The 23,273-nt window shown below is 72.8% G+C and carries 25 protein-coding genes and 1 pseudogene; 14 read left to right on the top strand and 12 right to left on the bottom strand.

Features of this window, described 5'->3' with window-relative positions:
* Both ABH931_RS29545 and ABH931_RS29540 read right to left on the bottom strand, forming a co-directional pair.
* Positions 1 to 217: hypothetical protein (locus ABH931_RS29545; RefSeq protein ID WP_370119793.1), on the bottom strand; the 217-nt coding region annotated here is incomplete at its 3' end.
* 266 nt (positions 218 to 483) lie between these two features.
* Positions 484 to 1,101: a PadR family transcriptional regulator gene (locus ABH931_RS29540; protein WP_370119790.1), complete on the bottom strand. Its 618-nt coding sequence runs from the start codon at positions 1,099 to 1,101 to the stop codon at positions 484 to 486.
* 92 nt (positions 1,102 to 1,193) lie between these two features.
* Here ABH931_RS29540 and ABH931_RS29535 point away from each other — a divergent pair, with 92 nt between their 5' ends.
* The 7 genes from ABH931_RS29535 (at position 1,194) to ABH931_RS29505 (ending at position 8,122) form a co-directional block, all read left to right on the top strand.
* Entirely contained in the window at positions 1,194 to 2,330 is a 1,137-nt protein-coding gene (locus ABH931_RS29535; protein ID WP_370119787.1) for an LLM class flavin-dependent oxidoreductase, read from the top strand.
* Complete coding sequence (locus ABH931_RS29530; RefSeq protein ID WP_370119784.1) at positions 2,327 to 3,085, top strand: SDR family NAD(P)-dependent oxidoreductase; 759 nt, start codon at positions 2,327 to 2,329, stop codon at positions 3,083 to 3,085. Before ABH931_RS29535 ends, ABH931_RS29530 begins: the two co-directional genes overlap by 4 nt.
* Positions 3,086 to 3,089: 4 nt before the next feature.
* Positions 3,090 to 4,112, top strand: a complete 1,023-nt coding sequence (locus ABH931_RS29525; RefSeq protein WP_370119781.1) for an alpha/beta hydrolase — start codon at positions 3,090 to 3,092, stop codon at positions 4,110 to 4,112.
* 204 nt (positions 4,113 to 4,316) lie between these two features.
* Positions 4,317 to 4,733 (top strand): HIT family protein, encoded by a 417-nt coding sequence (locus tag ABH931_RS29520; RefSeq protein ID WP_370119779.1) that lies wholly within the window; start codon positions 4,317 to 4,319, stop codon positions 4,731 to 4,733.
* Positions 4,734 to 4,833: 100 nt separating this feature from the next.
* Positions 4,834 to 6,201, top strand: a complete 1,368-nt coding sequence (locus tag ABH931_RS29515) for a GH1 family beta-glucosidase (protein ID WP_370119776.1) — start codon at positions 4,834 to 4,836, stop codon at positions 6,199 to 6,201.
* Positions 6,202 to 6,253: 52 nt separating this feature from the next.
* The gene (locus ABH931_RS29510; protein WP_370119773.1) at positions 6,254 to 7,519 is read left to right on the top strand and encodes an MFS transporter; all 1,266 of its coding nucleotides are present in this window, start codon (positions 6,254 to 6,256) and stop codon (positions 7,517 to 7,519) included.
* 36 nt (positions 7,520 to 7,555) lie between these two features.
* Complete coding sequence (locus ABH931_RS29505; protein WP_370119770.1) at positions 7,556 to 8,122, top strand: DUF421 domain-containing protein; 567 nt, start codon at positions 7,556 to 7,558, stop codon at positions 8,120 to 8,122.
* Positions 8,123 to 8,124: 2 nt separating this feature from the next.
* On the opposite strand, the gene ABH931_RS29500 is transcribed toward ABH931_RS29505, so the two are convergent.
* Entirely contained in the window at positions 8,125 to 9,591 is a 1,467-nt protein-coding gene (locus ABH931_RS29500) for a hypothetical protein (RefSeq protein WP_370119768.1), read from the bottom strand.
* Between the two features lie 275 nt (positions 9,592 to 9,866).
* On the opposite strand from ABH931_RS29500, the gene ABH931_RS29495 reads away from it, so the two are divergent.
* From ABH931_RS29495 to ABH931_RS29485, 3 genes are all read left to right on the top strand, one after another.
* Positions 9,867 to 10,523 carry a DedA family protein gene (locus ABH931_RS29495; protein ID WP_370119765.1) on the top strand — a complete coding sequence of 219 codons (657 nt, stop codon included), beginning with the start codon at positions 9,867 to 9,869 and terminating at the stop codon, positions 10,521 to 10,523.
* 67 nt (positions 10,524 to 10,590) lie between these two features.
* Positions 10,591 to 11,265 (top strand): helix-turn-helix transcriptional regulator, encoded by a 675-nt coding sequence (locus ABH931_RS29490; RefSeq protein WP_370119762.1) that lies wholly within the window; start codon positions 10,591 to 10,593, stop codon positions 11,263 to 11,265.
* A gap of 48 nt (positions 11,266 to 11,313) precedes the next feature.
* On the top strand, positions 11,314 to 11,781 hold the full coding sequence (locus ABH931_RS29485; protein WP_370119760.1) for a DUF3291 domain-containing protein: 468 nt from the start codon (positions 11,314 to 11,316) through the stop codon (positions 11,779 to 11,781).
* Between the two features lie 7 nt (positions 11,782 to 11,788).
* On the opposite strand, the gene ABH931_RS29480 is transcribed toward ABH931_RS29485, so the two are convergent.
* Entirely contained in the window at positions 11,789 to 12,742 is a 954-nt protein-coding gene (locus ABH931_RS29480; RefSeq protein ID WP_370119758.1) for a GlxA family transcriptional regulator, read from the bottom strand.
* A gap of 93 nt (positions 12,743 to 12,835) precedes the next feature.
* Here ABH931_RS29480 and ABH931_RS29475 point away from each other — a divergent pair, with 93 nt between their 5' ends.
* The 3 genes from ABH931_RS29475 (at position 12,836) to ABH931_RS29465 (ending at position 15,980) form a co-directional block, all read left to right on the top strand.
* A complete protein-coding gene (locus tag ABH931_RS29475; protein ID WP_370119756.1) occupies positions 12,836 to 13,015 on the top strand; it encodes a hypothetical protein in 180 nt (59 codons plus the stop codon).
* 82 nt (positions 13,016 to 13,097) lie between these two features.
* Positions 13,098 to 13,913 (top strand): slipin family protein, encoded by an 816-nt coding sequence (locus tag ABH931_RS29470; protein WP_370119754.1) that lies wholly within the window; start codon positions 13,098 to 13,100, stop codon positions 13,911 to 13,913.
* A 201-nt stretch (positions 13,914 to 14,114) separates the two neighbouring features.
* Complete coding sequence (locus ABH931_RS29465) at positions 14,115 to 15,980, top strand: ABC transporter ATP-binding protein (protein WP_370119751.1); 1,866 nt, start codon at positions 14,115 to 14,117, stop codon at positions 15,978 to 15,980.
* A gap of 95 nt (positions 15,981 to 16,075) precedes the next feature.
* Here the strand turns inward: ABH931_RS29465 and ABH931_RS29460 are convergent, their stop codons facing one another.
* The 8 genes and pseudogenes from ABH931_RS29460 to ABH931_RS29425 form a co-directional block, all read right to left on the bottom strand.
* Complete coding sequence (locus ABH931_RS29460) at positions 16,076 to 17,521, bottom strand: glyceraldehyde-3-phosphate dehydrogenase (protein WP_370119749.1); 1,446 nt, start codon at positions 17,519 to 17,521, stop codon at positions 16,076 to 16,078.
* 278 nt (positions 17,522 to 17,799) lie between these two features.
* The gene (locus tag ABH931_RS29455) at positions 17,800 to 18,450 is read right to left on the bottom strand and encodes a pyridoxamine 5'-phosphate oxidase family protein (protein WP_370119746.1); all 651 of its coding nucleotides are present in this window, start codon (positions 18,448 to 18,450) and stop codon (positions 17,800 to 17,802) included.
* Positions 18,451 to 18,549: 99 nt separating this feature from the next.
* Entirely contained in the window at positions 18,550 to 19,092 is a 543-nt protein-coding gene (locus ABH931_RS29450) for a GNAT family N-acetyltransferase (RefSeq protein WP_370119743.1), read from the bottom strand.
* 72 nt (positions 19,093 to 19,164) lie between these two features.
* Entirely contained in the window at positions 19,165 to 19,398 is a 234-nt protein-coding gene (locus ABH931_RS29445) for an acyl-CoA dehydrogenase family protein (RefSeq protein WP_370119741.1), read from the bottom strand.
* On the bottom strand, positions 19,395 to 20,222 hold the full coding sequence (locus ABH931_RS29440) for a TIGR03084 family metal-binding protein (RefSeq protein ID WP_370119738.1): 828 nt from the start codon (positions 20,220 to 20,222) through the stop codon (positions 19,395 to 19,397). The genes ABH931_RS29445 and ABH931_RS29440 overlap by 4 nt, the downstream gene beginning before the upstream one ends.
* Before the next feature lie 64 nt (positions 20,223 to 20,286).
* Positions 20,287 to 21,864: a long-chain-fatty-acid--CoA ligase gene (locus ABH931_RS29435; RefSeq protein WP_370119736.1), complete on the bottom strand. Its 1,578-nt coding sequence runs from the start codon at positions 21,862 to 21,864 to the stop codon at positions 20,287 to 20,289.
* Positions 21,865 to 21,981: 117 nt separating this feature from the next.
* Complete coding sequence (locus tag ABH931_RS29430) at positions 21,982 to 22,200, bottom strand: hypothetical protein (protein WP_370119804.1); 219 nt, start codon at positions 22,198 to 22,200, stop codon at positions 21,982 to 21,984.
* 49 nt (positions 22,201 to 22,249) lie between these two features.
* Positions 22,250 to 22,498: pseudogene (locus tag ABH931_RS29425) on the bottom strand (oxygenase MpaB family protein); the annotation flags it as partial.
* 62 nt (positions 22,499 to 22,560) lie between these two features.
* Between ABH931_RS29425 and ABH931_RS29420 the strand changes: the two are divergent.
* Positions 22,561 to 23,148: a dienelactone hydrolase family protein gene (locus tag ABH931_RS29420; RefSeq protein ID WP_370119733.1), complete on the top strand. Its 588-nt coding sequence runs from the start codon at positions 22,561 to 22,563 to the stop codon at positions 23,146 to 23,148.
* The last annotated feature ends 125 nt before the right edge of the window (positions 23,149 to 23,273 follow it).

The raw sequence follows: 23,273 nt of genomic DNA, 5'->3' as shown, positions 1-23,273 counted from the left end.
AGGCCGCCCACTCGCTCATCTTCGCGTTCTGGGCGACGGTCGGAATCGCACCGTGGCGGTAGGAGTGCCCGTAGGCCGGGCTGTAGGGGTTGGCCGTCGGGGCGGTCGCCGCGCCGGCCTGTGGGGCCAGGCCGACGGCGGCGGCACCTACCAGGGAGAGCGAGGCGAGCCCGGTCAGGGCCGCACGCCGCACTCCACCGCGAAGGGATATACCCATCGTCGAGGGGTCCTCTCTCGGAGAACAGATCAAGGGACGAACACAGGAACGGGGACGCCAAGATATGTCGTGCACACATCAACTCAATGCGCACGAGGGTGTCCTGCCGCCGTGACCCAGAGCGTTCTGCTTGCCACCACATGTGGGGGTGCTGTGTCGTGCATTGCAAAGAGAAGCAGGCGCCTGACACCACGTCAACATGGACAGAACAGGCATTTAGCGGACGAAAGATCACCTCGCGCCGACCGCTCGGTGGAATCAGCAGCTCAGCCCTGGTCTGCGCGCGTAGCGCGCCGCTCGCCGCGCGCAGCGAGCATCGCGTCGAGATCGGCGCGCAGTCCGGCCGCGAGCTCCGCCTGCGCGGCGTAGTAGCGCTCGGACCACCGCAGCGCCAGCAGCGGGTAGGCCCAGTCCGGCTCGTCGGCCGCCAGGGCCAGATCCGCGGCGGCTCGGGCGCGCAGACGCTCGGCGTCCGCCCGGTGGGCGTCCAGCGTCCCGCGCAGGTCGTCGGCCTCCGCCAGGTGCCCCAGCCAGAGGCGGAGCAACGGCGGGTGCTTGAGCATCGGCGGGTCGACCGGCGCCTGCCGGGCCCAGGTGCGCACCGCCGCCAGCCCGGCATCCGTGATCCGGTACAGGCGCTTGGGCCGCGCCCCGGCCTCGGGTGTCACCAGGCGCGAGGTCGCGCAGCCGGCCGCCTCCAGACGCCGCAGCTCGGCGTAGATCTGACTGAACGACGGGCTCCAGTAGAAGTAGCGCAGCGAGGCGTCCGCCCACTTCTTCAGGTCGTAACCGGAGAGTTCGGCACCGAAGGAGAGCAGCCCGAGCACCGCCCAGCTGGTCGCGGGCAGCGGGAGCGGGGCTTCTTCGTCGGCATGGTCGGCCATGACCGGGAGTCTAGGCAGGGTCCGCCGACTTCTCTTCCCTCTTTGAGATATGACTGCTAGTCATATCTCATTCAGGCATATCGGGAGGCTCCATGAAGTTCTCCGTGATCTTCGAGGCCCAACTCGCCGACCCCTCACCGGAGGCGGAACGGCAGCTGCTCCACGACTGCGTGGAGCAGGCCGTGCTCGCCGAGGAGGCGGGCTTCGACCGAATCTGGGCGGTCGAACACCACTCACTCACCCAGTACGCGCACATGAGCGCGTCGGAGGTGTTCCTCGCCTTCGTGGCGGCCCGGACCTCGCGGATCCGGATCGGCCACGGCGTGGTCACCCTGCCCTTCGGCTACCAGCACCCGGTCCGGGTCGCCGAGCGCGCCGCGATGCTCGACGTGCTCTCCGGCGGACGCGTCGACATCGGCGGCGGACGCGGGGCGACCCGGCAGGAGACGTCCATGTTCGGCGTCGACCCGGACGACACCTACCCGCAGTTGGAGGAGGCCCTGCGGATCATCTCGGCCGCCTGGCGCGAGGAGCGCCTGGAATGGCACGGCGCTCTGGACATCGGACCCGGCGCCGTGCTGCCGCGCCCGGTCCAACGGCCGCACCCGCCGCTCTTCATGGCGTGCAGCAAACGGGAGACGCTGCGCACCGCCGCCGAACTCGGGCTCGGCGCCCTGGTGCTGGGCTTCGCGGGGGCACAGGACGTGGCCGCGATGCGCGAGGTCTACGACGCGGCGATCGCCGCGCGCACCGGCGAGCGGCTCGTCTCCGACCAGGTCAACGACCATTTCGCCGCGCTGTGTCCGACGATCGTGCTGGACGACCCCGAGCGCGCCTACCGCCTCGGCACGCGCGGGCAGCGCTTCTTCGCCGAGTCCATCGCGCACTGGTACGGCGGCGGCCCGGCCCCCGACCCCTCCGGCTACGCGGAGGGGGACGACCACGTCGGCGCGCTGGCCCGGGACCGCGAGGAGCTCGTCGCCAAGCTCCACGAGGCGCGCGTCCCGGTCCGCCCGAGCGCGACGGGCACCTTCAACGCCGACCACGCGTACGGCGACGCAGGCACCGCACTGGCCTACGTCGAACGGTTGCGTGCGATCGGCGTGGACGAGGTCATCTGCCTGATCCAGATGGGCACGGTGCCGCAGGAAGCCTGCCTGGAGACCATCCGGCAGTGGGGCGAGCGGGTCATCCCGCAGATACGGGCGAGGGAGTTGGCAGGCGTATGAGCGCTTCCGTTGCGGGGGTCTCACTGGACGGCAAGGTGGTCCTGCTCACCGGCGCGGCACGCGGCCAGGGCGCGGTCGAGGCGCGGCAGTTCGCCGGCGCGGGCGCGCGGGTCGTGCTGACCGACGTGCGCGAGGCGGAGGGCCGCGAGCTCGCCGCCGAACTCGGGTGTGAGCAGGCCGTGTTCGTGCCGCACGACGTGACGGACGCCGACGACTGGGCCAAGGCGGTCGAGCAGGCGGTCAGCGCCTTCGGGCGCCTGGACGGGCTGGTCAACAACGCCGGCGTGTGGCGGACCGCGCCGGTCGGCGAGGAGAGCAGGGCCGGGTTCGAGGCGATGCTCAGGGTCAACCTGGTCGGGCCCTTCCTGGGCCTTCAGGCCGTGTTGCCCGCGCTGCGGGCCGCAGGCGGCGGCTCGGTCGTCAACATCTCCTCGATCGCCGGCCTGACCGGCATCAGCGGCCACGCCGCCTACGGTTCCAGCAAGTTCGGCCTGCGGGGCCTCACCCGCTGCGCGGCGCTCGACCTGGCGGCCGACCGGATCCGGGTCAACTCCGTGCATCCGGGCGTGATCGACACCCCGATGCTGCCGCAAGCCACCCGTGCCGCGTCCGCGTGGCCGCACATCCCGTTGGGGCGGATGGGCTCGGCGGCGGAGGTGGGCGAGCTGGTGGCGTTCCTGCTCTCGGACGCGGCCGCGTACGTGACGGGCGCGGAGTTCACCGTCGACGGCGGCTCCACGGCCGGGCGGGGGTGACCACGTGAGCCGGGGCGACGACCCGCTCCCACCCCTGGCGCGGCGCCTGTGCGACGCGATGACGGCGGCCTTCCCCGACCCGGCCCGCGCCCCGTTGTCCGCCGCCGCACTGCGCCGCGCGGCGAGCGCGGGCGTCGCCCCGCGCGAGCGCGCCACGCGCCCCAGCCACCCACTGCTCACCGTCGGCCCGTGCGCCGACGCCCCGGTCCCGATCCGCGCCTACGACCCCGGCGGGGGCTCCCGTGGCGCGGGTGGCCGACCGCTCACCATGGCCACGGGTGACGCGCCCGACGGCACGGTCCCCGGCAGCGCGCCCGGGCGACCGCTCGTGGTGTTCCTGCACGGCGGTGGCTGGGTGCTGACGGGCCTGGAGACCCACGACCGCCTCTGCCGCGAACTCGCGGCGCGGACGGGCGCGCTGGTGCTCGCGGTCGACCACCGGGCGGCTCCCGAGCACCGCTTTCCCGCCGCCGTCGACGACGCGACGGCGGCCCTGCGGTGGGCGCTGGCCGAGGCGGCCCGGCTCGGCTGCGACGCACGCCGGGTGGTCGTCGCGGGCGACTCCAGCGGCGGCAACCTGGCCGCCGCCGCGGCCGCCGCCCTGCGCGGCGAGCCGCAGCGCCCAGCCGGGTTGCTGCTCGTCTACCCGGTGCTCGACGCGCTGCTCGACGGCGCATCCGCCGCGGCCTTCGCGACCGGCTTCTTCCACACCACCGCCCACCAGCGCTGGTACTGGCAGCAGTACCTCGGCCCGGACGGCGACCCCCTCGACCCCCGAGCCTCCCCGGGGCTCGCCCCGGACCTGTCCGGCCTCCCGCCGACGCTCCTCGTCCTGGCGGACTGCGACCCCCTGCGCGACGAGGGCCTTCGCTTCGCGCGCCGCGTGGCCGCGGCGGGCGTCCCGGCGCGGGTGGAGCTCTTCCCGGGCACGTTCCACGGCTTCCTGGGGTGCCTCGGCGTCCTCCCTTCCGCTGAGGAAGCAATGGCGACGCTGGCTCACTGGCTCGGATCCCGGGGCGTCTCCTGATCCGCACGGTCCCCAGACCGGCGCGCAGCTCCTGCTCAACGGTGACGGCGGCTGCTACCCGGACATCCCCAGCACCTTCCGGTCAGCAGACCGGGCCGCCTGCCGCTCGCACCGACGAGCGGCAGGCGGCCCTTCGCGTGGGCCCGGAGGGCCCTTTGGCGCGCCTGCTTGGAGCCGGGCGCCGACTGGCTTTCAATCAGGCGCGTGGACTGCACATTCTGCGCCGTGGCCGCCGGGGACATCAGCGTCGACACCGTCTACGAGGACGACCTCGTCGTCGCCTTCCTCGACCACCGACCCCTCTTTCCCGGCCACGTCCTGGTGATCCCCCGCCGCCACGCGCGCACCCTCACCGACCTGACCCCGGCGGAGGTCGGCCCCTTCTTCGAGCGGGTGCGGCGGCTGACCGCCGCCGTCGAGCGCGGCACCGATGCCAAGGGCAGCTTCGTCGCGATGAACAACCGCGTCAGCCAGTCCGTGCCGCACCTGCACGTCCATGTCGTGCCCCGCAACCAGGGCGACGGCCTGCGTGGCTTCTTCTGGCCGCGCACCCGGTACGCGAGCCCCGCCGCGGCCGCCACGACCGCCTCCCTCGTCCGCGAGGCGCTCGACGCAGGCTGACGCGGGCTGACGCGAACCATTGACAGGAGGGCCCCCCGGCACCACACTGCCTGCAAAACATGAGTGAATCTCATGTTCATGGACGACGAGAGCGGTGCACATGACGACCAGGTCCGCCGAACCGGCCCCCCTCCCCCGCTTCCCCGCCGACTTCGTCTGGGGCGCCTCGACGGCGGCGTACCAGATCGAGGGCGCGGCGGAGGAGGACGGCAAGGGCCCGTCGATCTGGGACACGTTCGTGCGGCGCGAGGGCGCGGTCCGCGACGGCGACACCGGTGACGTGGCCTGCGACCACTACCACCGCTTCGGCGAGGACGTCGCGCTGATGCGCGCGCTGGGGCTGGACGCCTACCGCTTCTCGATCTCCTGGCCGCGCGTGCTGCCCACCGGCGCGGGCAAGGTCGAGCCGCGGGGGCTCGACTTCTACGACCGGCTGGTCGACGCCTTGCTGGAGGCGGGGATCGAACCCACACCCACGCTCTTCCACTGGGACCTGCCGCAGGCGCTGGAGGACGAGGGCGGCTGGATGTCGCGGGAGACGGCCTACCGCTTCGGCGCGTACGCGGCGGTCGTCGCCGAGCGGCTCGGAGACCGGGTGCGGCGCTGGATCACGCTCAACGAGCCGTTCGTGCACATGTCCTTCGGCTACGGCTTCGGCGTCCACGCGCCCGGCCGGGCCCTGCTGCTGGACGCGCTGCCCGTCGCCCATCACCAACTCCTCGGCCACGGACTCGCCGTGGACGCGATCCGGACGGCGGTCCCGGACGCGCAGGTGCTGATCGCCAACAACTGCTCACCGGTGCGCCTGCGTTCCGACGCCGAGAGCGCGGCCGACCACCGGGCGACCGAGGCCTACGACATCCTGCACAACCGCCTCTTCAACGACCCGCTGCTGCTGGGCTCCTACCCCGATCTCTCCGCCTTCGGGCAGCCCGACCCGAGCTGGGGCGGGATCGTGCGCGAGGGCGACGCCGCCGTCATCGCCGCGCCGCTGGACGGGCTGGGGATCAACTACTACAACCCGACCTGGGTCACCGCCCCCGCCGACCCGTCCGGTGTCCTGCCGTTCGACCTCGCCGAGCCCGAGCAGGCGTACCGGCGTACGGCCTTCGACTGGCCGGTCGTCCCGGACGGGCTCACCGAACTGCTGGTGGGCCTGCGTGCCCGTTACGGTAAGGCGCTGCCGCCGGTGTGGATCACCGAGAACGGGTGCAGCGAGCCGGCCGGGCTGGACGACCGGGCCCGCGTCGACTACCTGGCCGGCCACGTCGGCGCGATCGCCCAGGCCCGGTCCCAAGGCGTCGACGTGCGGGGATACTTCACCTGGTCACTGCTCGACAACTTCGAGTGGGCGGAGGGGTACCGGCAGCGCTTCGGCCTGGTCGAGGTCGACTTCGCCACCCAGGTCCGCACGCCCCGGGCCAGCTTCGCGTGGTACCGCGACCTGATCGCCTCCCAGCGCCCGTAGCTCCACCCCACCCCCACCGGGCGCGCACCCCGCCCGCACCGAAGGAGCCGTCATGAGCCAGGCCCTGCAGGAGGACGAGAGAGCCGGCACCGCCCTCCTCGCCGAACCGACCGTCCCGGTCCGGGCGGGCTGGACGGTGACGCTCTCGCTCGCCACGCTCGCCGTCTTCATGGCCTTCATGACACCCATCCAGATCCTGCTGCCGCTCCAGCTCCAGCACATCGACCCGCACGGTAAGAGCGGGGCGCTGTCGCTGGTGACGGGGCTCGGCGCGCTCGTCGCGGTCGTGGTGAACCCGCTCGCGGGCGCCCTGTCGGACCGGACCACCAGCCGCTTCGGGCGGCGGCGCCCGTGGATCCTCGGCGGCGCGCTCGCCGGAGCGGCGGGGCTGGCCGTCACCGCCTCCCAGCACACCGTCACGGGCGTCGCCGTGGGCTGGTGCGTCGGGCAGGCCGGGCTCAACGCGATGCTCGCCGGGGTCACCACCCCGATCGCGGACCGGGTCCCGCTCTCCCAGCGCGCCCAGGTCTCCGGCTGGACCGGTCTGATGCAGTCCTTCGGCCTGGTGCTCGGCGCCCTGGTCACCACGCTGCTGGTCACCGGCGTCTGGTCCGGCTACGGCACCCTCGCCCTGCTCACCGTCGTCCTCGCCGTGCCGTTCGTGCTGCGCCACCCCGAGCCGGTACTCCCCCGCGCACTGCGGCCCGCCTTCGACGGGCGGGCGTTCGCGCGCTCGTTCTGGGTCAGCCCGAAGCGGCATCCCGACTTCGGCTGGGCCTGGCTCACCCGCTTCCTGATCAACCTCGGCAACGCGCTGGGCACGCTCTACCTCCTGTACTTCCTCTCGGATGCCGTCCACTACGGCGACCCGGGCACCGGAGTGCTGATCCTGACGGTCGTCTACACCCTCTTCGCCGCGCTGACCGCGATACCCGTCGGCCGGGTCTCCGACCGGGTGGGGCGCCGCAAGTCGTTCGTCGTGCTGAGCTCCGTGGTGATGGCGGTCGCGGCGGTGCTGCTCGCCCTGCTCCACACCTGGCCCGCCGCGCTCGCGGCCGCCGCCGTCCTCGGCGCCGGCTACGGCGTCTACCTCGCCGTCGACCAGGCCCTGGTCACCCAGGTCCTCCCCGAGGCCCGCGACCGCGCCAAGGACCTGGGCGTCATCAACATCGCCAACTCCGGCCCCCAGGTCCTCGCCCCGGCCCTCGCCGCCCCGATCATCGCCCACCTCGGCAACTACACCGGCCTCTACCTCGCCACCGCCCTCACCACCCTCCTCGGCGGCATCCTCGTCCGCCGCATCCACGGCGTGGCCTGACCCTGCGCCGAACGTGCGGTCCCTACAGTGGCCGGGATGTGGAACGACATGTTCATCGCGGGCGTCTCCTACGGGGAGAAGGCCGCGCGCACGATCATCGTCTACCTGGCCCTGCTGGTGCTGCTGCGCCTGGTCGGCAAGCGCGGGCTGGCGCAGCTGAACACCTTCGACCTGGTCGTGATGCTCCTCCTGTCGAACGTGGTGCAGAACGCCGTCATCGGCAACGACAACTCCGTCAGCGGCGGGATCTTCGGCGCGGTGGTGCTGCTGCTGACGGACGCGGTGCTGGTGCGGCAGGGGGCGCGGTGGCCGTGGATCGCGCGGCTGCTGGAGGGGTCGCCGACGACGCTGGCGCAGGACGGGGCACTGAACCTGCCCGCGATGCGGCGGCAGGGCATCTCGCGCGGTGACGTCGCCCTCGCCGTGCACACCCAGGGCGGCGACGGGATCGAGGAGACCTCGCTCGTCCAACTGGAGCCGAGCGGTGCGGTGCTGGTCCGCCTGCGCCACGGAGACCAGTTCGCCGACAAGGACGACGTGGCCGCGCTCCGCGCGCTGCTGGAGCGCATCGAGGCGCGGCTGCCCGGCGAGGGCCGGACCTGACGTCAGCGGGGCACCCTGTTGAACACGTCCGGGCCGAAGTCCGAGGCCGACGCGGCGAAACCGAGGTGGCCGCGGCCGTCGGCGCCACCGGTGGTCAGGCCGAGCAGGTCCTCGAAGGTCCGCAGGGCCGAGTAGTGGTTGTAGGCGCCGGTGGTGTCGACGCTGCCCGGGGTGATCCAGAAGCGGTTGAACAGCACCGCGCCGACGCGGCCGCCGCCCGGCATGGTGCCGGCGGGAGGCTGCTGGCCCGGGGTCAGGCCGGTGACGCCGAGGAGCTGGTAGTAGGTCGCGCCGCCGAACGCCGGGATCGGCGTGTTGAGCAGCGGCGAGTAGCCGGGGTTGGCGTTGCCGGGACCGGGCCGCTCGTTGTCCGTGGCGGCCGTGTCGGTGTCGTCGCCCTCGTCGAAGGTGACCATGACCAGCATCGACCCGTCCCGGTAGGCGGGCGAGTTCAGGATCAGTGGCATCCACGCCTTGAGGAAGGCGTCCGCGCCGGCCAGGCCGCCCGTCGTGGTACCGGCGGCGTTCACGCCCGCGCAGGTGGCGTCGTGGCCGTCGTCGCAGACGTTCGGGCTGATCATGGCGAAACGCGGGGTGGTGAAGGGGCCGGCCAGGTCTCGGGCCAGGTGTCCGGAGTAGCGGTAGCCGCCGGAGGGCTGTGCGGTGGCGGCGCCGAGGGGCACCACGTGCCGCGCGCAGGAGGCGGCGGCGTCGGTGACGGAGTGGAAGTAGACGAAGGGGTTGTGCCGGTCGACGTACTGGTCCGTGATGCCGGACCTCACCTGCGAGCCCGTCGCGTTGGGGCCCTCGGCGTTCCCCGTGGCGTCGGCGGCGGACCCGGCGGTCTGGGTCGGATGGGCGCAGTCGGTGCCGCCGAGCGGGTCGGTCGCGCCGCCGTCGCGGGCCGGGTCGTTGCCCATGTCCTCGGCGTACTCGCGCCAGTCGACGACGGTGGGGAGGCCGGGCAGGTAGGAGGCGGACTGCAACTGGTCGCCGATGGTCGGTACGCCCGCCGGGTAGACGCAGCCCTGGCCGTCGACCTGGCCCGGGTAGCGCGTCTGGTCCGGGTCGGGCGTGCCGGGGCGGACGTCGAGGTAGCCGGCGCCGGTGGCGGTGCCGCAGTCGCTGCTGGTGACCAGGTTGGGGGCCTGCCCGGAGACCTGGGCGAGGTAATTGTCCAGGCTGACGTGGCCCACCGCGGCGTAGTTCTGCACCAGTTCGCCCTGCGGCAGCAGCGTGCCGTTGAGGTAGGCCGCGGGCGAGCCGGGGCCGAAGGTCGCGGCGTAGCTCTCGTTCTCGAGGTCGATCACCAGGACGTGGCCGACGGCGCCGGCGGGCGGCAGCGCTCCGGCGGAACCGCCGTGGTGTCCGGCGTGGGCGGCGGCCGGTGACGCCGCGGTGAGGGAGAGGGCCAGCCCGGTGGCGGCGACCGCGAACAGGGCGGCCTTGCGGGGCGTTCGTCGTGTCATGAGGGTTCCTCGTTCCGTGTGCGGGTCGGGGATGGTGACACGTGCAAGCGGAGGCGCCCGAGCATGATGGGGCGCCGGAGCGGAGAACACAAGACGTCCGGCACGACCGCGTCGGGCCACGTCGGGCCTTGCTCCGGCTCTACGCCACAGCGCTCGATTGGTGCCGGTATCACCGGATTCATCCGTTCGCGACGTACCCTGTTGCGGACCACAGGCAGGCAGCAGGCGGGCGGAACGGGGGCAGGGATGACGGCGGCTCACGACGCGGGCCCGGCGTGAGCGCGCTGCAGCTCGCCGCCGATCCCGGGACCCCCGAGGCGGTGGGCGCACCGGCACTGACGCTCCTGGTCGCCTTCGGCTCGGTCGTCCCGATCGTGCCGACGGCCGCGCTGGTCAGTGCGACGGCGGTGGCGGCCTTCCACTCCTCCTGGGCACCCCTGGACGTGCCGCTGGTCGTGCTGGCGGGCGCGGTCGGCGCCTGGTGCGGGGACGTGACGCTGTACAGCGTGGCCGGGCGGGCCGAGAACCGCTGGGCGGCCGCGATCCAGGAGAAGATCGACGGCAGTCGCCACGGCCACCGCGCCCGTGAGGCCCAGGCCCGGCTGGACGCGCACGGCGCGGGCGCGCTCGTCGTCGCCCGCCTCGTCCCCGGCGGCCGCGTTCCCACCTTCGCCGCCTGCCTGCTCTCCGGCTGGCCGAGGCGCCGGTTCGCGCTGGCCGACCTGCCGGCGGCGCTGGTCTGGGCGATCGCCTTCGTCGCGGTCGGCGTGGTGGGCGGCGCGCTCTTCCCCGAGCCGTGGGAGGGCGTCCTCGCCGCCTTGGTCCTGGTGCTGCTCGCGGGCGCGGTCCCGCCCCTCTGGCGCCGCCTGCGCCGCAGGCCGCGACGCGTCGACGGCGGCGACCGGGACCGGCCCGCACCGACCCGGACCTGAGCAGACCCCGGACCCGAGCAGACCCCGGCCCGGCTGCCGTCCCGCCGGTGAGTCATAGACTCGTGCGATGACCGACGAGGACGACGCGCTCACGGCCCTGGGAACGCTGGGCGATCCGGTCCGGCGCGGGCTCTACCGCTTCGTCGCCGCGGCGCCCGCCGAGGTCGGGCGGGACGCGGCGGCCGAGGCCGTCGGGATCTCCCGCGCGCTGGCCGCGTTCCACCTGGACAAGCTCGTCGAGGCGGGACTGCTGGAGGTGGCCTTCCGTCGGCTCTCCGGGCGGACCGGCCCGGGCGCCGGGCGTCCGGCCAAGGTGTACCGGCGGGCGGGGCGCGAGCACGCGGTCTCGATGCCGCCGCGCTCCTACGACACGGCGGCCGGGCTGCTGGCGGAGACGGTCGAGCAGGCCGGACTGGACCACGCCCTCCAGAGCGCCGCCCGCGCGCGCGGCGCCGCGCAGGCGCCGCAGGGCGATCCCGTCGCGGCGCTCCGCGCCCGCGGCTACGAGCCCTGCCCGGACGGCGAGGACGAGACCGTCACGCGGTTGCGCAACTGCCCGTTCCACGCGCTGGCGCAGGAGTTCCCGGCGCTGGTCTGCGGGATGAACCTGGCCCTGATCGAGGGGCTGCTCGCTGCGGGCGCCTCCGCGTCGCCGGAGTCGAGGGGCTGGAGCGCCGAGATGTCGCCCGGCCCGGACGGCTGCTGCGTCGCGCTCCGACGGATCGCACCTGGCGATCTCTAAAACAAAAAATCATTGACGATAGAGCAGCGTGGCCGCCATCCTGGCTCCATGACTGGCTTTCATCTCGCCCAGGTCAACGTCGGGCGCATCGTCGCCCCCATCGACAGCCCCGAGCTCGCCTCGTTCGTGGAGCAGCTGCCCGCCGTCAACGAGCTCGCCGAACAGTCGCCGGGGTTCGTCTGGCGCCTGGTCGACGACAGCGGCGCGGACGCGACGATGCTGCGCCCGGAGGACACCGACGACCTGCTGCTGATCAACTGCTCGGTCTGGGAGTCCGTGGAGGCGCTGCGCGCCTATGTCTACCGCAGCGACCACCTGCGCGTGCTCAGCCGCCGCCGCGAGTGGTTCACCCGCATGACCGAGCCCCACGCGGTCCTGTGGTGGGTCCCGGCCGGCCACCGGCCGACCGTCGGCGAGGCGATGGAGCGCCTCGCCCTGCTGCGCGAACGAGGCGAGGGCCCCGAGGCCTTCACCTTCCGCGACCCCCACCCGGCCCCGGCCTCCGCCGGCCGATGACGGACCGTCATCGCGTCTGCGCGAAGCTCCGGCGGTAGTCCGCCGGGGCGACGCCGACCGCGCGGCGGAAGTGGTGGCGCAGCATCGCCGCCGTGGCGAAGCCGCAGGCACGGGCGATCTCCTCGACGCTCATCGGCGTCTGCTCCAGCAGGCGGCGGGCGTGCAGGATGCGCTGGGCGGAGAGCCAGCGGTGCGGGGTGGTGCCGGTCTCGGCGACGAAGCGGCGGGCGAAGGTGCGCTCCGACATGTGGGCCTGACGGGCCAGGTCGGCGACACTGTGCTCGCTGTCCAGCCGCTCGGAGAGCCAGGCGATCAGCGGGTCCAGGCTGTCCGCGCAGTGCTCGGGCACCGGCTGGACGATGAACTGCCGCTGCCCGCCGTCCCGTTGCGGTGGCACCACCATCCGGCGGGCGATCGCGGTGGCCGCCTCCGAGCCGAGCTCGCGGCGGACCAGGTGCAGGGCGGCGTCGATGCCGGCGGCGGTACCGGCGCTCGTGGTGATGGAGCCGTCGTCGACGTAGAGCACGTTCGGATCGAGCCGCGCCAGCGGGAAGCGCGTGGCGAACTCCTCGGCGTGGCGCCAGTGCGTGGTGCAGGCGCGCCCGTCCAGCAAGCCCGCCTCGGCCAGGGCGAACGCGCCGCTGCAGACCGTCAGCAGCTGCGCGCCGCGCGCGTGGGCGGCGCGCAGCAGCTCGATCAGCTCGGGCGGGTACGCGGCGCGGATCAGGTAGGCGGGGACGCCGATCAGATCGGCCTCCAGGGCGGCGTCGAAGCCGTACGTGGTCGTCATGGTGGTGCCGACGGTGGTGCGGACCGGCTCACCGGGCCGCGCGGAGCAGACCCGGAAGTCGAAGGGCGGCACACCGTCCTCGGTCCGGTCGATGCCGAAGACCTCGGCGAGGACGCCGAACTCGAAGGGGGCGAAATCGTCGATCAGGGCGACGGCCACGGTGCGCAGCATGCGGACATCGTACGGCGCCCTTGGCAGGATATCGATGCACCTGGACACTTCTGCCACTGGTGGCAGGATCTGAACGAGCGCAGGATTTATGCCATGGGCATCCTGATTCTCCTCATCGTCGTCGCCGTCCTCGTCCTCGGGCTGGAGCGCAACGCGCGCCTCACCCGACGTCAGCCCCCCTCCAGGTCCGCCGGCTCGGCCTGGCCCGCCTCCGCCGACCGGCGCGACCGCGACGCCGAGCGACTTCTGGACGAACTGCGGGCCCGGGGCTAACCTCTGTCAGCCCGCCGTGATCGGCACGACGGAGAGGCCGGACCCTCGGGCCAGGCCGTTCACTTCCGAGGAGTGCAGAACCATGGTGTTGGGCGTCGTGGGCGTCGTCGTGGCGGTGGTCTTCCTGATCGGGCTGCTGAACAGCCTGCGGGTGGTGCAGCAGTACGAGCGCGGTGTGGTGTTCCGGTTCGGCCGGGTGCGCCAGGCGGTGCGGCAGCCCGGACTCACGCTGCTGGTTCCGGTCCTGGACCGGATGCGCAAGGTCAACATCCAGACCGTCACCATGCCGGTCCCCTCCCAGGAGGGCATCACCCGCGACAACGTCTCCGTCCGGGTGGACGCGGTGCTCTACTTCCGGGTCGTCGACCCGGTGACCGCGTCGGTCAAGGTGCAGAACTACACCTTCGCGATCGGCCAGGTCGCACAGACCTCGCTGCGCTCGATCATCGGCAAGAGCGAGCTCGACGAGCTGCTCTCCGGCCGCGAGGCCCTGCACCAGGGCCTGGAGGTGATGCTGGAGAGCCCGGCCGCCGAGTGGGGCATCCACATCGACCGCGTCGAGATCAAGGACGTGGCGCTGCCGGAGTCGATGAAGCGCTCGATGGCCCGTCAGGCCGAGGCCGACCGCGAGCGCCGCGCCCGCGTCATCACCGCCGAGGGCGAGCTGGAGGCCTCGCAGAAGCTGTCGCAGGCCGCGCGCGAGATGTCGGCCACGCCCGCCGCGCTCCAACTGCGTCTGCTGCAGACGGTCGTCGAGGTGGCGGCCGAGAAGAACTCCACCCTGGTGATGCCGTTCCCGGTCGAGTTGCTGCGCTTCTTCGACAGCATGACGCCCAAGGACGCCCCCGGCACCCCGACCCTTCCGGCGCAGCGCCAGGAAGCCCCCGACGAGGGCTGATCGCCCGCCCCACACGGCCGCTCCTCCCACCCGGGAGGGGCGGCCGTCGCGTTGCCGGACAGCGGCACCCGGACGGCGCGAACTCACCCGTTCGGGGAAAAAGGCTTGGACGCCCCGGACGGCCCGGCGGGACACTCGTTGACCCACCCCTCCGTACTCGCACGGATGGTTCCGCATGCCCTACGACACTTGGGACCTGCGATGTCCAAGCCGGAATCCACCGAGGGACGACCGCGTCGCGGCGCGGTCCTCCTCGCCCTTCGATATTACGGCCGGGAACTGACCCGGCTTCGGCTACTGACCCTGCCCGCCATGCTCGGCCCGGCCGTCGGCAACATCGGAATCGCCTACGTGGCACCGCTGTTGGTCGCCAAGCTGGTCGCCAGGATCGCCAACGGACCGGGCACCGGCGGGCCGGGCGCCGGGACCGGCCTCTCCGCCCTGCTCCCCTACGTGCTCGGCTTCGGCGCCGTGCTGCTGGTCTCCGAGGCCCTGTGGCGCGTCGGCCTGCACTGCCTGAACCGCGTCGACGCCCTCGGCATCGAGCACCTCTACGTCGTCGGCATGGACGAGCTCTTCGCCAAGGACTCCGCCTTCTTCCACGACAACTTCGCCGGCTCGCTCACCAAGCGGGTGCTCAGCTTCGCCTCCCGGTTCGAGGACGTCATCGACACGCTGACGTTCAACGTGGTCGGCAGCGTGGTCCCGCTGGTCTTCGGCTCGGTGGTGCTGTGGCACTACCAGCCGCTGCTCGTGGTGACCCTGCTGGCGATGATCCTGCTGACGGCCGTGATCGTGGCCCCGCTGATCCGCCACCGCCAGGCGCTGGTGAACCAGCGCGAGGAGGCCATCGCCAAGGTCTCCGGGCACGTCGCCGACAGCCTGATGAACATGGACACCGTGCGGGCGTTCGCCGCCGAGGCGCGCGAGGCGGCCGAGCACCGGGCCCGCGTCGCGGAGTCCCGGCGGCTCTCGCTGCGCTCGTGGGACTACGGCAACCTGCGCATCGACACCCTCGTCGCGCCGATGTCCGTGCTGGCCAACGCGGTCGGCCTGCTGCTGGCGGTCGTCGCGGCGACGGACGGGCACGGCGGCGTGGAGGAGGTCGTGGTGGCCTTCACCTACTTCTCCAACGCGACGCGGATCATGTTCGAGTTCAACCAGATCTACCGGCGCCTGGAGAGCTCGATGACGGAGGCGGCGCAGTTCACCGAGCTGCTGATGACCCCACCGACCGTGGTCGACGTGCCGGAGCCCGAGCCGCTGCGGCCGCGTGGCGCGGACGTGCGCTTCGAGCGGGTGGTGTTCACCCACGGCGGCGCCGACAAGCCGCTCTTCTCCGGCCTGGAGCTGGCGGTGGCGGGCGGCGAGCGGATCGGCCTGGTCGGCCGGTCCGGCGGCGGCAAGACCACGCTGACCCGGCTGCTGCTGCGGATGACGGACATCGAGGGCGGCCGGATCCGGATCGGCGGCCAGGACATCAGCCGGCTGCGCCAGGCCGACCTGCGCAGCCTGATCTCCTACGTGCCGCAGGACCCGGCGATGTTCCACCGCACCCTGCGGGACAACATCGCCTTCGCCCGCCCGGACGCCACCGAGGCGGAGATCCGCCAGGCGGCGGAGGCGGCCCACGTCACGGAGTTCGCCGACAGCCTGCCGGACGGCTTCGCCACGATGGTCGGCGAGCGCGGGATCAAGCTCTCCGGCGGCCAGCGCCAGCGGGTCGCGCTCGCCCGCGCGATCCTGCGCGACGCGCCGATCCTGCTGCTCGACGAGGCGACCAGCGCGCTGGACTCCGAGAGCGAGGTCCTGGTCCAGGAGGCGCTGTGGCGCCTGATGGAGGGTCGCACCGCGCTGGTCGTCGCCCACCGCCTCAGCACGGTGGCCGGCATGGACCGCCTGGTCGTGCTCGACCGCGGCCGGATCGTCGAACAGGGCTCCCACGCGGAGCTGCTGGCGGCGGAGGGTGCCTATGCGAGGCTGTGGCAGCACCAGTCCGGGGGCTTCCTGGAGGAGTCCGGCCTGGACGAGCACGGGCTGGACGAGCACAGCGAAGCCGTGGTCTGAAGCCGTGGTCTGAACGCGGCGGGCCGAACGCGACGGGCCCCGCACCCGTGACGGGTGCGGGGCCGGTTCGCCTGGCTACCGGAATGCGACGGGGATCAGACCGCCGGGGCCGGGAAGGTCGGGTACTCGACACCGGAGACGTACTGGACGACCCGGATGACCTGGCAGGAGTAGCCGAACTCGTTGTCGTACCACAGGTAGAGGATGGCGTTGTCGCCCTCGACCTTGGTGGCGCCGGCGTCCACGATCGACGCGTGACGCGAGCCGACGAAGTCCATCGAGACCGCGTCGGGCGCCGTGGTGAAGTCGATCTGGCGGCGCAGCGAGGAGGTCAGCGAGACCTCGCGCAGGTAGTCCAGCACCTCGTCGCGGTCGGTCTCGCGGGCCAGCTGAAGGTTCAGGATGGCGATCGAGACGTCCGGGACGGGGACGCGGATGGAGCTGCCGGTGATCTTCGCCTTGAGGTCCGGCAGGGCCTTCGCGACGGCGGAGGCGGCACCGGTCTCGGTGATGACCATGTTGAGCGGGGCGGAACGACCGCGACGCTCGGCCTTGTGGAAGTTGTCCAGCAGGTTCTGGTCGTTGGTGAACGAGTGGACGGTCTCCACGTGGCCGCGGAGCACGCCGAACTTGTCCTCCATCGCCTTCAGCGGCGGGACGATCGCGTTCGTGGTGCAGGAGGCGCAGGAGATGACCTGCTCGTCCGGCTTGATGGTGTCGTGGTTGACACCGTGCACGATGTTCGGGACGTCGCCCTTGCCCGGCGCGGTCAGGACGACCTTGGCGATGCCCGGCTGCAGGTGCTTGGACAGGCCCTCGCGGTCACGCCAGCGGCCGGTGTTGTCGATCAGGATGGCGTCGTCGATGCCGTACGCCGTGTAGTCGACGGTGGTCGGGTCGTCCGAGTAGATGACCTTGATCGCGTTGCCGTTGGCGATGATGGTGCTGTTCGCCTCGTCGACCGTGATCGAGCCGTTGAACTGGCCGTGGATCGAGTCGCGGCGCAGCAGCGAGGCGCGCTTGACGATGTCGTCGTCCGCGCCCTTGCGGACCACGATCGCCTTCAGGCGCAGCCCGTTGCCGGAGCCGGCCTTCTCGATCAGCAGGCGGGCCAGCAGGCGGCCGATCCGGCCGAAGCCGTAGAGCACGACGTCGCGGGCCTCGCGACGCTCCAGCTTGTTCTCCCCGGTGGCACCGGCGACGGCCTCGGCGGTGAATGCCTCGACGGTGAGGCCACGCGAGTCCGCCTTGTACATCGAGGCGAGAATGCCGAGGTCGATCTGGGACGGACCGAGGTCGAGCGTGGTGAGCGCCTGGAGGAAGGGAAAGGTCTCGGTGACCGAGAGCTCCTCGCCGGCGATCTGGCGGGCGAACCGGTGGGTCTTGAGGATGCTGACCACCGACTTGTTCACCAGGGAGCGGCTGTGCAGCAGGACGTTGACGTCCTTCTCCCGGTGGAGTCGGCCGATGATCGGAATCATCGACTCCGCGATCTCCTCGCGGTTCATCCAGTCCGTGAACACGTCGTCATTGACAGTCACAAAATCATCTTTCGCGGTAATCGAGCCGGGCGACGCCGACCATGCTATCTTCCGCCCGCACGGCTTCCGCTCTCAGCCGGACGTGAGCTACGCCGCAACGGCGGGCGCGGGGGGCCGGGACAGGCCACGAGAGGGACGGACGCCTGCGGGGCCCGGCCGGGCGTTTCCGCTGCCCGAGGACGGCCGCGCCGTGCCTGCGGTCACGGCGACGAGCGGGGGCGGGCCGACCAGGTGTTAGCCCGAGGCCATCGACGGGTGGCTTCGCCGCGCGGGGGTGCTCAGCCGGCCTGGTACGCGGCGATGTGCGGCGGGAGCGCGATGCCCGGGGCGAGGTCCGGCGCCGGGACGGGCGCGTCCAGCACGGTGCGGATCGGGACGTTGCCGGCCCACAGGCCGAGCTCCGCGTCGGGGCCGTCGCCGTCCTCCGGCGGGCCGGAGGCGATCTTGACGGAGGCCTCGGTCAGGTCGAGCGCGAGCAGCGCCGTGGCGGCGAGCTCCTTGCGGTTCGGCTGCCGGGCGTAGTCCCACTGGCCGGGCGCGCTCTGCTCGGTCAGCACGCGCAAACCCTCCAGCTTCTCGTCGCCCTCCACCAGGCGCGGGGTGCCGTAGACCATCACGCAGCGGTAGTTGATCCCGTGCTCGAACACCGACCGGGCCAGGCTCAGGCCGTCGACGTGGGTGACGGTCACGCAGACCTCGGCGGCGGGGTCCTGCCGCAGGCTGCGGCTGGCGACGGAGCCGTGGAAGTAGAGCGTGTCGGCGGTGGCGCCGTAGCAGGTGGGCACGACCATCGGGGTGCCGTCCACGACCACGCCCAGGTGGCAGACGAAGCCCGCCGCCAGCACCGCGTCGAGGTCCTCGCGCCGGGTGCTGCCGTTCTCCCGCATCCGGCGGTGGCGCGTACGGTCCGTGACTGCGATTTCTGACATCTCATGCCCTCCGGGGCAACCGTTTTCGTTTCGCTCTTACAGATCAGACACTGATTTCGTACTTCTGATCGTCACGGTAGACGAGAGCGGGGCACGGAATCAATGGTCTTTCGGCCGGTGGTCCGCCGCCAGCAGGCCGTACACCAGGTCGTCCGTCCACTCGCCCTTCATCCAGGTGGCCTGCCGCAGCCGGCCCTCCCGGGCGAAACCGACGCGTTCGAGCAGCGCTGCCGAGCGGACGTTGCGGGCGTCGCACTCGGCGGAGACCCGGTGCAGGCCGCGCGCCTCGAAGAGGTCGTCCAGCACGGCCCGGACCGCCTCGGTCGCGTATCCGCGCCCGTGCGCGGCCCCGGCCAGGGTGAAGCCGAGCTCGGCCTGGCGCAGGTTCTCGTGCATCCGCACGCCGATGTCCCCGATCAGGCGGCGCTCCGCCGTCAGCTCCACGGCGTACTGGAACCAGCCGGGCCGCTCCAGCGAGCCCGCCGCGAAGTCACGCACCCACGCCCACGCGGTCTCCGGCGCGACCGGCGCCGTCCAGCTCTGGTAGTGCGCCACGTCCGGTTCGGAGCGGTAGGCCGCGAGCGCGGCCGCGTCCTCCTCGCGGAACCGGCGCAGGGTCAGTCGGGGTGTGTGCAGCGACATCGGTGTCCCTCCCTCGGGTGGTCCGTCGAATCTATGCGACACCCGAGGGGGAACCCCCGAAACCGGCCGCCGTCAGGCGGTGTAGCCGAGGCGGCGGGCGGCGAGGGCGGTGAGGATCTCGTCCGCGCCGCCGCCGATGGCGAGGATGCGGACGTCGCGGTAGTGGCGTTCGATCTCCGCGTCCCGGAGGTAGCTGCGCGGCAGCTCGCCCTCGCGCTCCCAGGCGTCGAGGTGTGGCAGCACCTCGGTCTTCACGAAGCGCCGGACGGTCTCGCGCAGCAGGACCCGCTCGGGTGTCTCGCTCATACGGCTCCCCCACACTGCTCGGTCGGCTCCGGTCCGCGCCCTCGACCGGGCGGGCCCGCGAAGGCCTGGGCGAGGCCCAGCCAGGTGCGCGCGTCCGGGCCGAGAGCGACCAGGCCGGTCGCCGCCGCGTCGACGCGCTGGGTGACCACGAGGCAGAACTCCAGCGCGTCGCCGCTCACCCGCTGGGCGGCGTCCTGCGGGCCGAACACCCAGATCTCCCCCGACGGCGCCCGCAGCTCGACGCGGAACTCCCCGGCCGGCGGCGTCAGCCCGTGCAGGCCGAAGGCGAAGTCCCGGGTGCGGAAGCCCAGTCGCGCGATGTGCCGCAGCCCGCTGCCCGGCCGCGGCCCGAGGCCGAGCGCGGCGCGGACGTCGAGGCCGTGGGCCCAGGTCTCCATCAGCCGCGCGGTCGCCATCGACGCGACGCTCATCGGCGGCCCGTACCAGGGAAAGCGGGCACCGGGCTCGGCCTCGGCCAGCGCCGCCGCGAGCGCGGTCCGCCCGGCACGCCACTCCGCGAGCAGCCGCGTGCCCGGCTTGCGGGCCTGGGCCCGTGCGGCGGCGTCGACGAACTCCTCGCCACCGGCGAGGGCACGGCCCACCTCCTCGCCGAAGGCCTCCGGGCTGCGGACGGCGATCAACGCCCGCCGGTCCGTCCAGGCCAGGTGGCCGATCTGGTGGGCGACCGTCCACCCCGCCGCCGGGGTCGGCGCGGCCCAGTCGAGCCCCTCCCCGGCCACCAGGGCGTCGAGTGCCCGCGACTCCGCGTCCAGGTCCGCCAGGACCGGCGCGGCCTTGCCCGACGGTGACAGTGACTGCGCCACGGCGTCGCCTCCTTCGGCTTCGCACGTGACGATGACACCGGACGAAGATCCAATCAACGGTGCCTCAGGACGGCTCTCCGAACTGTTCGCGCAGCACCCGCTTGAGGATCTTGCCGGTGGGGTTGCGCGGCAGTTCGTCGAGGAAGTGGACCTGCTGGGGCTTCTTGTAGGAGGCGATGCGCTCCCGCGTGAACGCGATCAGCTCCTCCGGCTCGACCCGTCCCGCGTCCGGACGCAGCACGACCGCGGCGGTGACCGCCTCGCCCCAGCGCTCGTCGGGCGTGCCGAAGACGGCCACGTCCAGCACCGACGGATGCTCGGCGAGGGCTGCCTCCACCTCCACCGGGTAGACGTTCTCTCCGCCGGTGATCACCATGTCCTTGATCCGGTCGGTGATGTAGAGGTAGCCCTCCGCGTCGAGCCGGCCCGCGTCGCCGGTGCGCAGCCAGCCGTCCTCGCCGAAGAGGCGGGCGTTGTCGTCCTCGCGGTGCCAGTAACCGGGGGTGACGTAGTGGGAGCGGGTGCAGATCTCCCCGACCGCGCCAGTGGGCAGCGGCTCGCCGGTGAGCGGGTCGGCGACGCGGATCTCCACGTCGGCCCGCGGGTTCCCGGCGGAGCGCAGCAGATGGGCGCGGGGCCCGTCCGGGTCGTGGTCCTCGGGCAGCAGGCGGGTGGCGGTGCCGGCCGTCTCGGTCTGGCCGTAGATCTGCAGGAAGCCGCAGCCGAAGCAGTCCATCGAACGCCGCAGCAGCGCCGGGGTGATCGGTGGTGAGGCTCCGTAGGCGATCAGCCGCAGCGCGGAGAAGTCCCGCTTCTCGATGTCCGGCAGCGAGGTCAGCATGTGCAGCACCGCCGGGACGAAGAAGACGTGGCTGATCCGCTCCCGCTCCATCAGCTCGACGACGTGCTGCGGCACCAGGTCCGGCACGGTGACCGTGTGCGCGCCCGCGACCAGCGCGTGGGCCAGCCACGCCGTCCCGGCGATGTGGAAGAACGGCATCGCGTTCATGCTCACCGCCTGCTCGTCCCACCCCACTTCGCGCATCAGGTGGTCACCCGCGTCGAGGTTGCGCAGGGTGAGCTGGACGCCCTTGGGCTGCCCGGTGGTGCCGGAGGTGTAGAGCTGGAGGCAGACGGTACCGCCCTCCCCCGCACCGCCGCGCCCGGGGTCGGCGTCGGAGGCGGCGGCGAGCCAGGGCTCGTAGGCGAGCCCGTCCGGCCCCGCCGTGCCGTCCGCCTCCGCCGTGTCGGCCACGTCCACGATCAGGCGCGCCCCCGGCAGCGCCGCGCGGACGGCGAGCGCACCGGACAGGAACTCCTCCTGAGTGATCACCGCCGCAAACCCGGCGTCCCGGGCGACCGCCGCCAACTCCGGCTCTGCAAGCCGCCAGTTGAGGGGCGTGGCCACCAAACCGGCCTTGGCGCAACCCAGCAGGAACTCGGCCGAAAGGATGCCCGGCCGCACCAGGCAGGCGACCCTGGCCCCCGGCTCGATCCCCTCGGCGAGCAGCGCCTGACCGAGGCGGTTGCTGCGCCGGTCCAGGGCCCGGAAGCCCACGGTGCGGTCGCCCTCGCTGACGGCGGGCGCGTCGGGGCGGCGCACCGCCTGGTCGCGGACGGCATCGGGCAGGAACGGGCCCATGAGGGAACCCCCATCTTCGGCGGCGCGGAGCGGAACACGGCGGGGAGCTGCGGGAGCACGAGGCTTTCACGCACGTACCGCGCTACGGAAGGCAGCGGGCACGCCTCGTTCGGCGACTCAGTCGGCGGCTCGTGCGGCGGCTCGTTCGGCGACGGCCGGGTTCCCCTCGCTGTGGGGAACCGGGCAGCCCCCGCCCGCGGGAAACACCCCGAGCTCGGCCAGGCGGTAACCGCCCGAACAGCCGCGGACGTTGGGGCCCTTGCGGGCGGGGAACGGCTCCCGGCGCGGCGGCAGCAGCCGCACGATCCGCCCCCGCAGCCGCATCCCGCCGCGCACGGCCGCGACGAGCGCGCGGCGGCGCGGGATACCGGAAGGCCTCGCGCAGCTCGTCGTCGAGCAGGCAGACGGTGGCGTGCCGCATCAACCGCCCCACCGGGCCCGGGTACCAGGACCGGACGATGTCCAAGGTGGCGTCGGAGACCGCCCGTCCGCCCGCGTCGAAGGCGAAGCGCTCGCGCTCGTAGGCGTCCAGCAGCGCCTCGAACCCGGCGTAGCTCTCCGGGAGGCCGGTGATGCCCAGGTGCCGGCCGAGGGTGCGGTAGTGAGCGCATCGCCGCGCACGTCGGGACGCCACCCACCGCCGCCCATCGGCGATGATGGACGGGCACCCCGTCCAGCCTGCGAAGGAACCCGTCCGTGGCCCAGATCGTCCTCTTCCACTCCACCTACGGCCTGCGTCCGGCCGTCCACGCCGCCGCCGAGCGCCTGCGTGCGGCCGGGCACACCGTGCACACTCCGGACCTCTTCGACGGCCGGACCTTCGACGACGTCGAGTCGGGCCTGGCCTACCGGGACGAGATCACCCGCGAGGAGCTGCTGCACCGCGCGGTCAAGGCGGTCGCCCCGCTGCTGGGCACGGACGGCCCCGGCCTGGTCTACGCCGGGTTCTCCCTGGGCGGCGCGATCGCACAGAACCTCGCCCTCGCCGACGACCGCGCCCTCGGCCTGCTGCTCCTGCACGGCACCTCGGACATCGCCGACGACGCCGCCACCTCGATCCCGGTCCAGCTCCACGTCGCCGAGCCCGACGTGTACGAGACGGAGGACTGGCTCAACGCCTGGTACCTGCGGATGCTCCGGGCCGGCGCCGACGTCGAGATCCACCGCTACCGGGGCGCCGGCCACCTCTTCACCGACCCCGAGCTCCACGACTACGACGCCCAGGCCGCGGACCGCACCTGGGCGGCCGCGCTGGACTTCCTCGCGGAGCTGGACGAGCGCTGACGCCGGGTCGGCGGCACGGCTTTCGGCGGCACCGGCGGCGGCACTGGCAGGGGGCAGGTCGCGGTCACGGTGATCGTTGTGCCTACGATGCCCTCGCCACCGCTGTTCGCCGAAAGGCCGTTCCC

The sequence above is a fragment of the Streptacidiphilus sp. MAP12-33 genome (assembly GCF_041261265.1).
Lineage (GTDB): Bacteria > Actinomycetota > Actinomycetes > Streptomycetales > Streptomycetaceae > Streptacidiphilus.
This window is presented reverse-complemented; position numbering and strand designations above follow the sequence as displayed.

Bases quoted from the DNA above. Each gene is read 5' to 3' on its own strand.
- ABH931_RS29540 (WP_370119790.1), bottom strand. From the start codon at position 1,101: ATGGCCGACCATGCCGACGAAGAAGCCCCGCTCCCGCTGCCCGCGACC.
- ABH931_RS29535 (WP_370119787.1), top strand. From the start codon at position 1,194: ATGAAGTTCTCCGTGATCTTCGAGGCCCAACTCGCCGACCCCTCACCG.
- ABH931_RS29530 (WP_370119784.1), top strand. From the start codon at position 2,327: ATGAGCGCTTCCGTTGCGGGGGTCTCACTGGACGGCAAGGTGGTCCTG.
- ABH931_RS29515 (WP_370119776.1), top strand. From the start codon at position 4,834: ATGACGACCAGGTCCGCCGAACCGGCCCCCCTCCCCCGCTTCCCCGCC.
- ABH931_RS29510 (WP_370119773.1), top strand. From the start codon at position 6,254: ATGAGCCAGGCCCTGCAGGAGGACGAGAGAGCCGGCACCGCCCTCCTC.
- ABH931_RS29505 (WP_370119770.1), top strand. From the start codon at position 7,556: ATGTGGAACGACATGTTCATCGCGGGCGTCTCCTACGGGGAGAAGGCC.
- ABH931_RS29500 (WP_370119768.1), bottom strand. From the start codon at position 9,591: ATGACACGACGAACGCCCCGCAAGGCCGCCCTGTTCGCGGTCGCCGCC.
- ABH931_RS29490 (WP_370119762.1), top strand. From the start codon at position 10,591: ATGACCGACGAGGACGACGCGCTCACGGCCCTGGGAACGCTGGGCGAT.
- ABH931_RS29485 (WP_370119760.1), top strand. From the start codon at position 11,314: ATGACTGGCTTTCATCTCGCCCAGGTCAACGTCGGGCGCATCGTCGCC.
- ABH931_RS29480 (WP_370119758.1), bottom strand. From the start codon at position 12,742: ATGCTGCGCACCGTGGCCGTCGCCCTGATCGACGATTTCGCCCCCTTC.
- ABH931_RS29475 (WP_370119756.1), top strand. From the start codon at position 12,836: ATGGGCATCCTGATTCTCCTCATCGTCGTCGCCGTCCTCGTCCTCGGG.
- ABH931_RS29470 (WP_370119754.1), top strand. From the start codon at position 13,098: ATGGTGTTGGGCGTCGTGGGCGTCGTCGTGGCGGTGGTCTTCCTGATC.
- ABH931_RS29465 (WP_370119751.1), top strand. From the start codon at position 14,115: ATGTCCAAGCCGGAATCCACCGAGGGACGACCGCGTCGCGGCGCGGTC.
- ABH931_RS29455 (WP_370119746.1), bottom strand. From the start codon at position 18,450: ATGTCAGAAATCGCAGTCACGGACCGTACGCGCCACCGCCGGATGCGG.
- ABH931_RS29450 (WP_370119743.1), bottom strand. From the start codon at position 19,092: ATGTCGCTGCACACACCCCGACTGACCCTGCGCCGGTTCCGCGAGGAG.
- ABH931_RS29445 (WP_370119741.1), bottom strand. From the start codon at position 19,398: ATGAGCGAGACACCCGAGCGGGTCCTGCTGCGCGAGACCGTCCGGCGC.
- ABH931_RS29435 (WP_370119736.1), bottom strand. From the start codon at position 21,864: ATGGGCCCGTTCCTGCCCGATGCCGTCCGCGACCAGGCGGTGCGCCGC.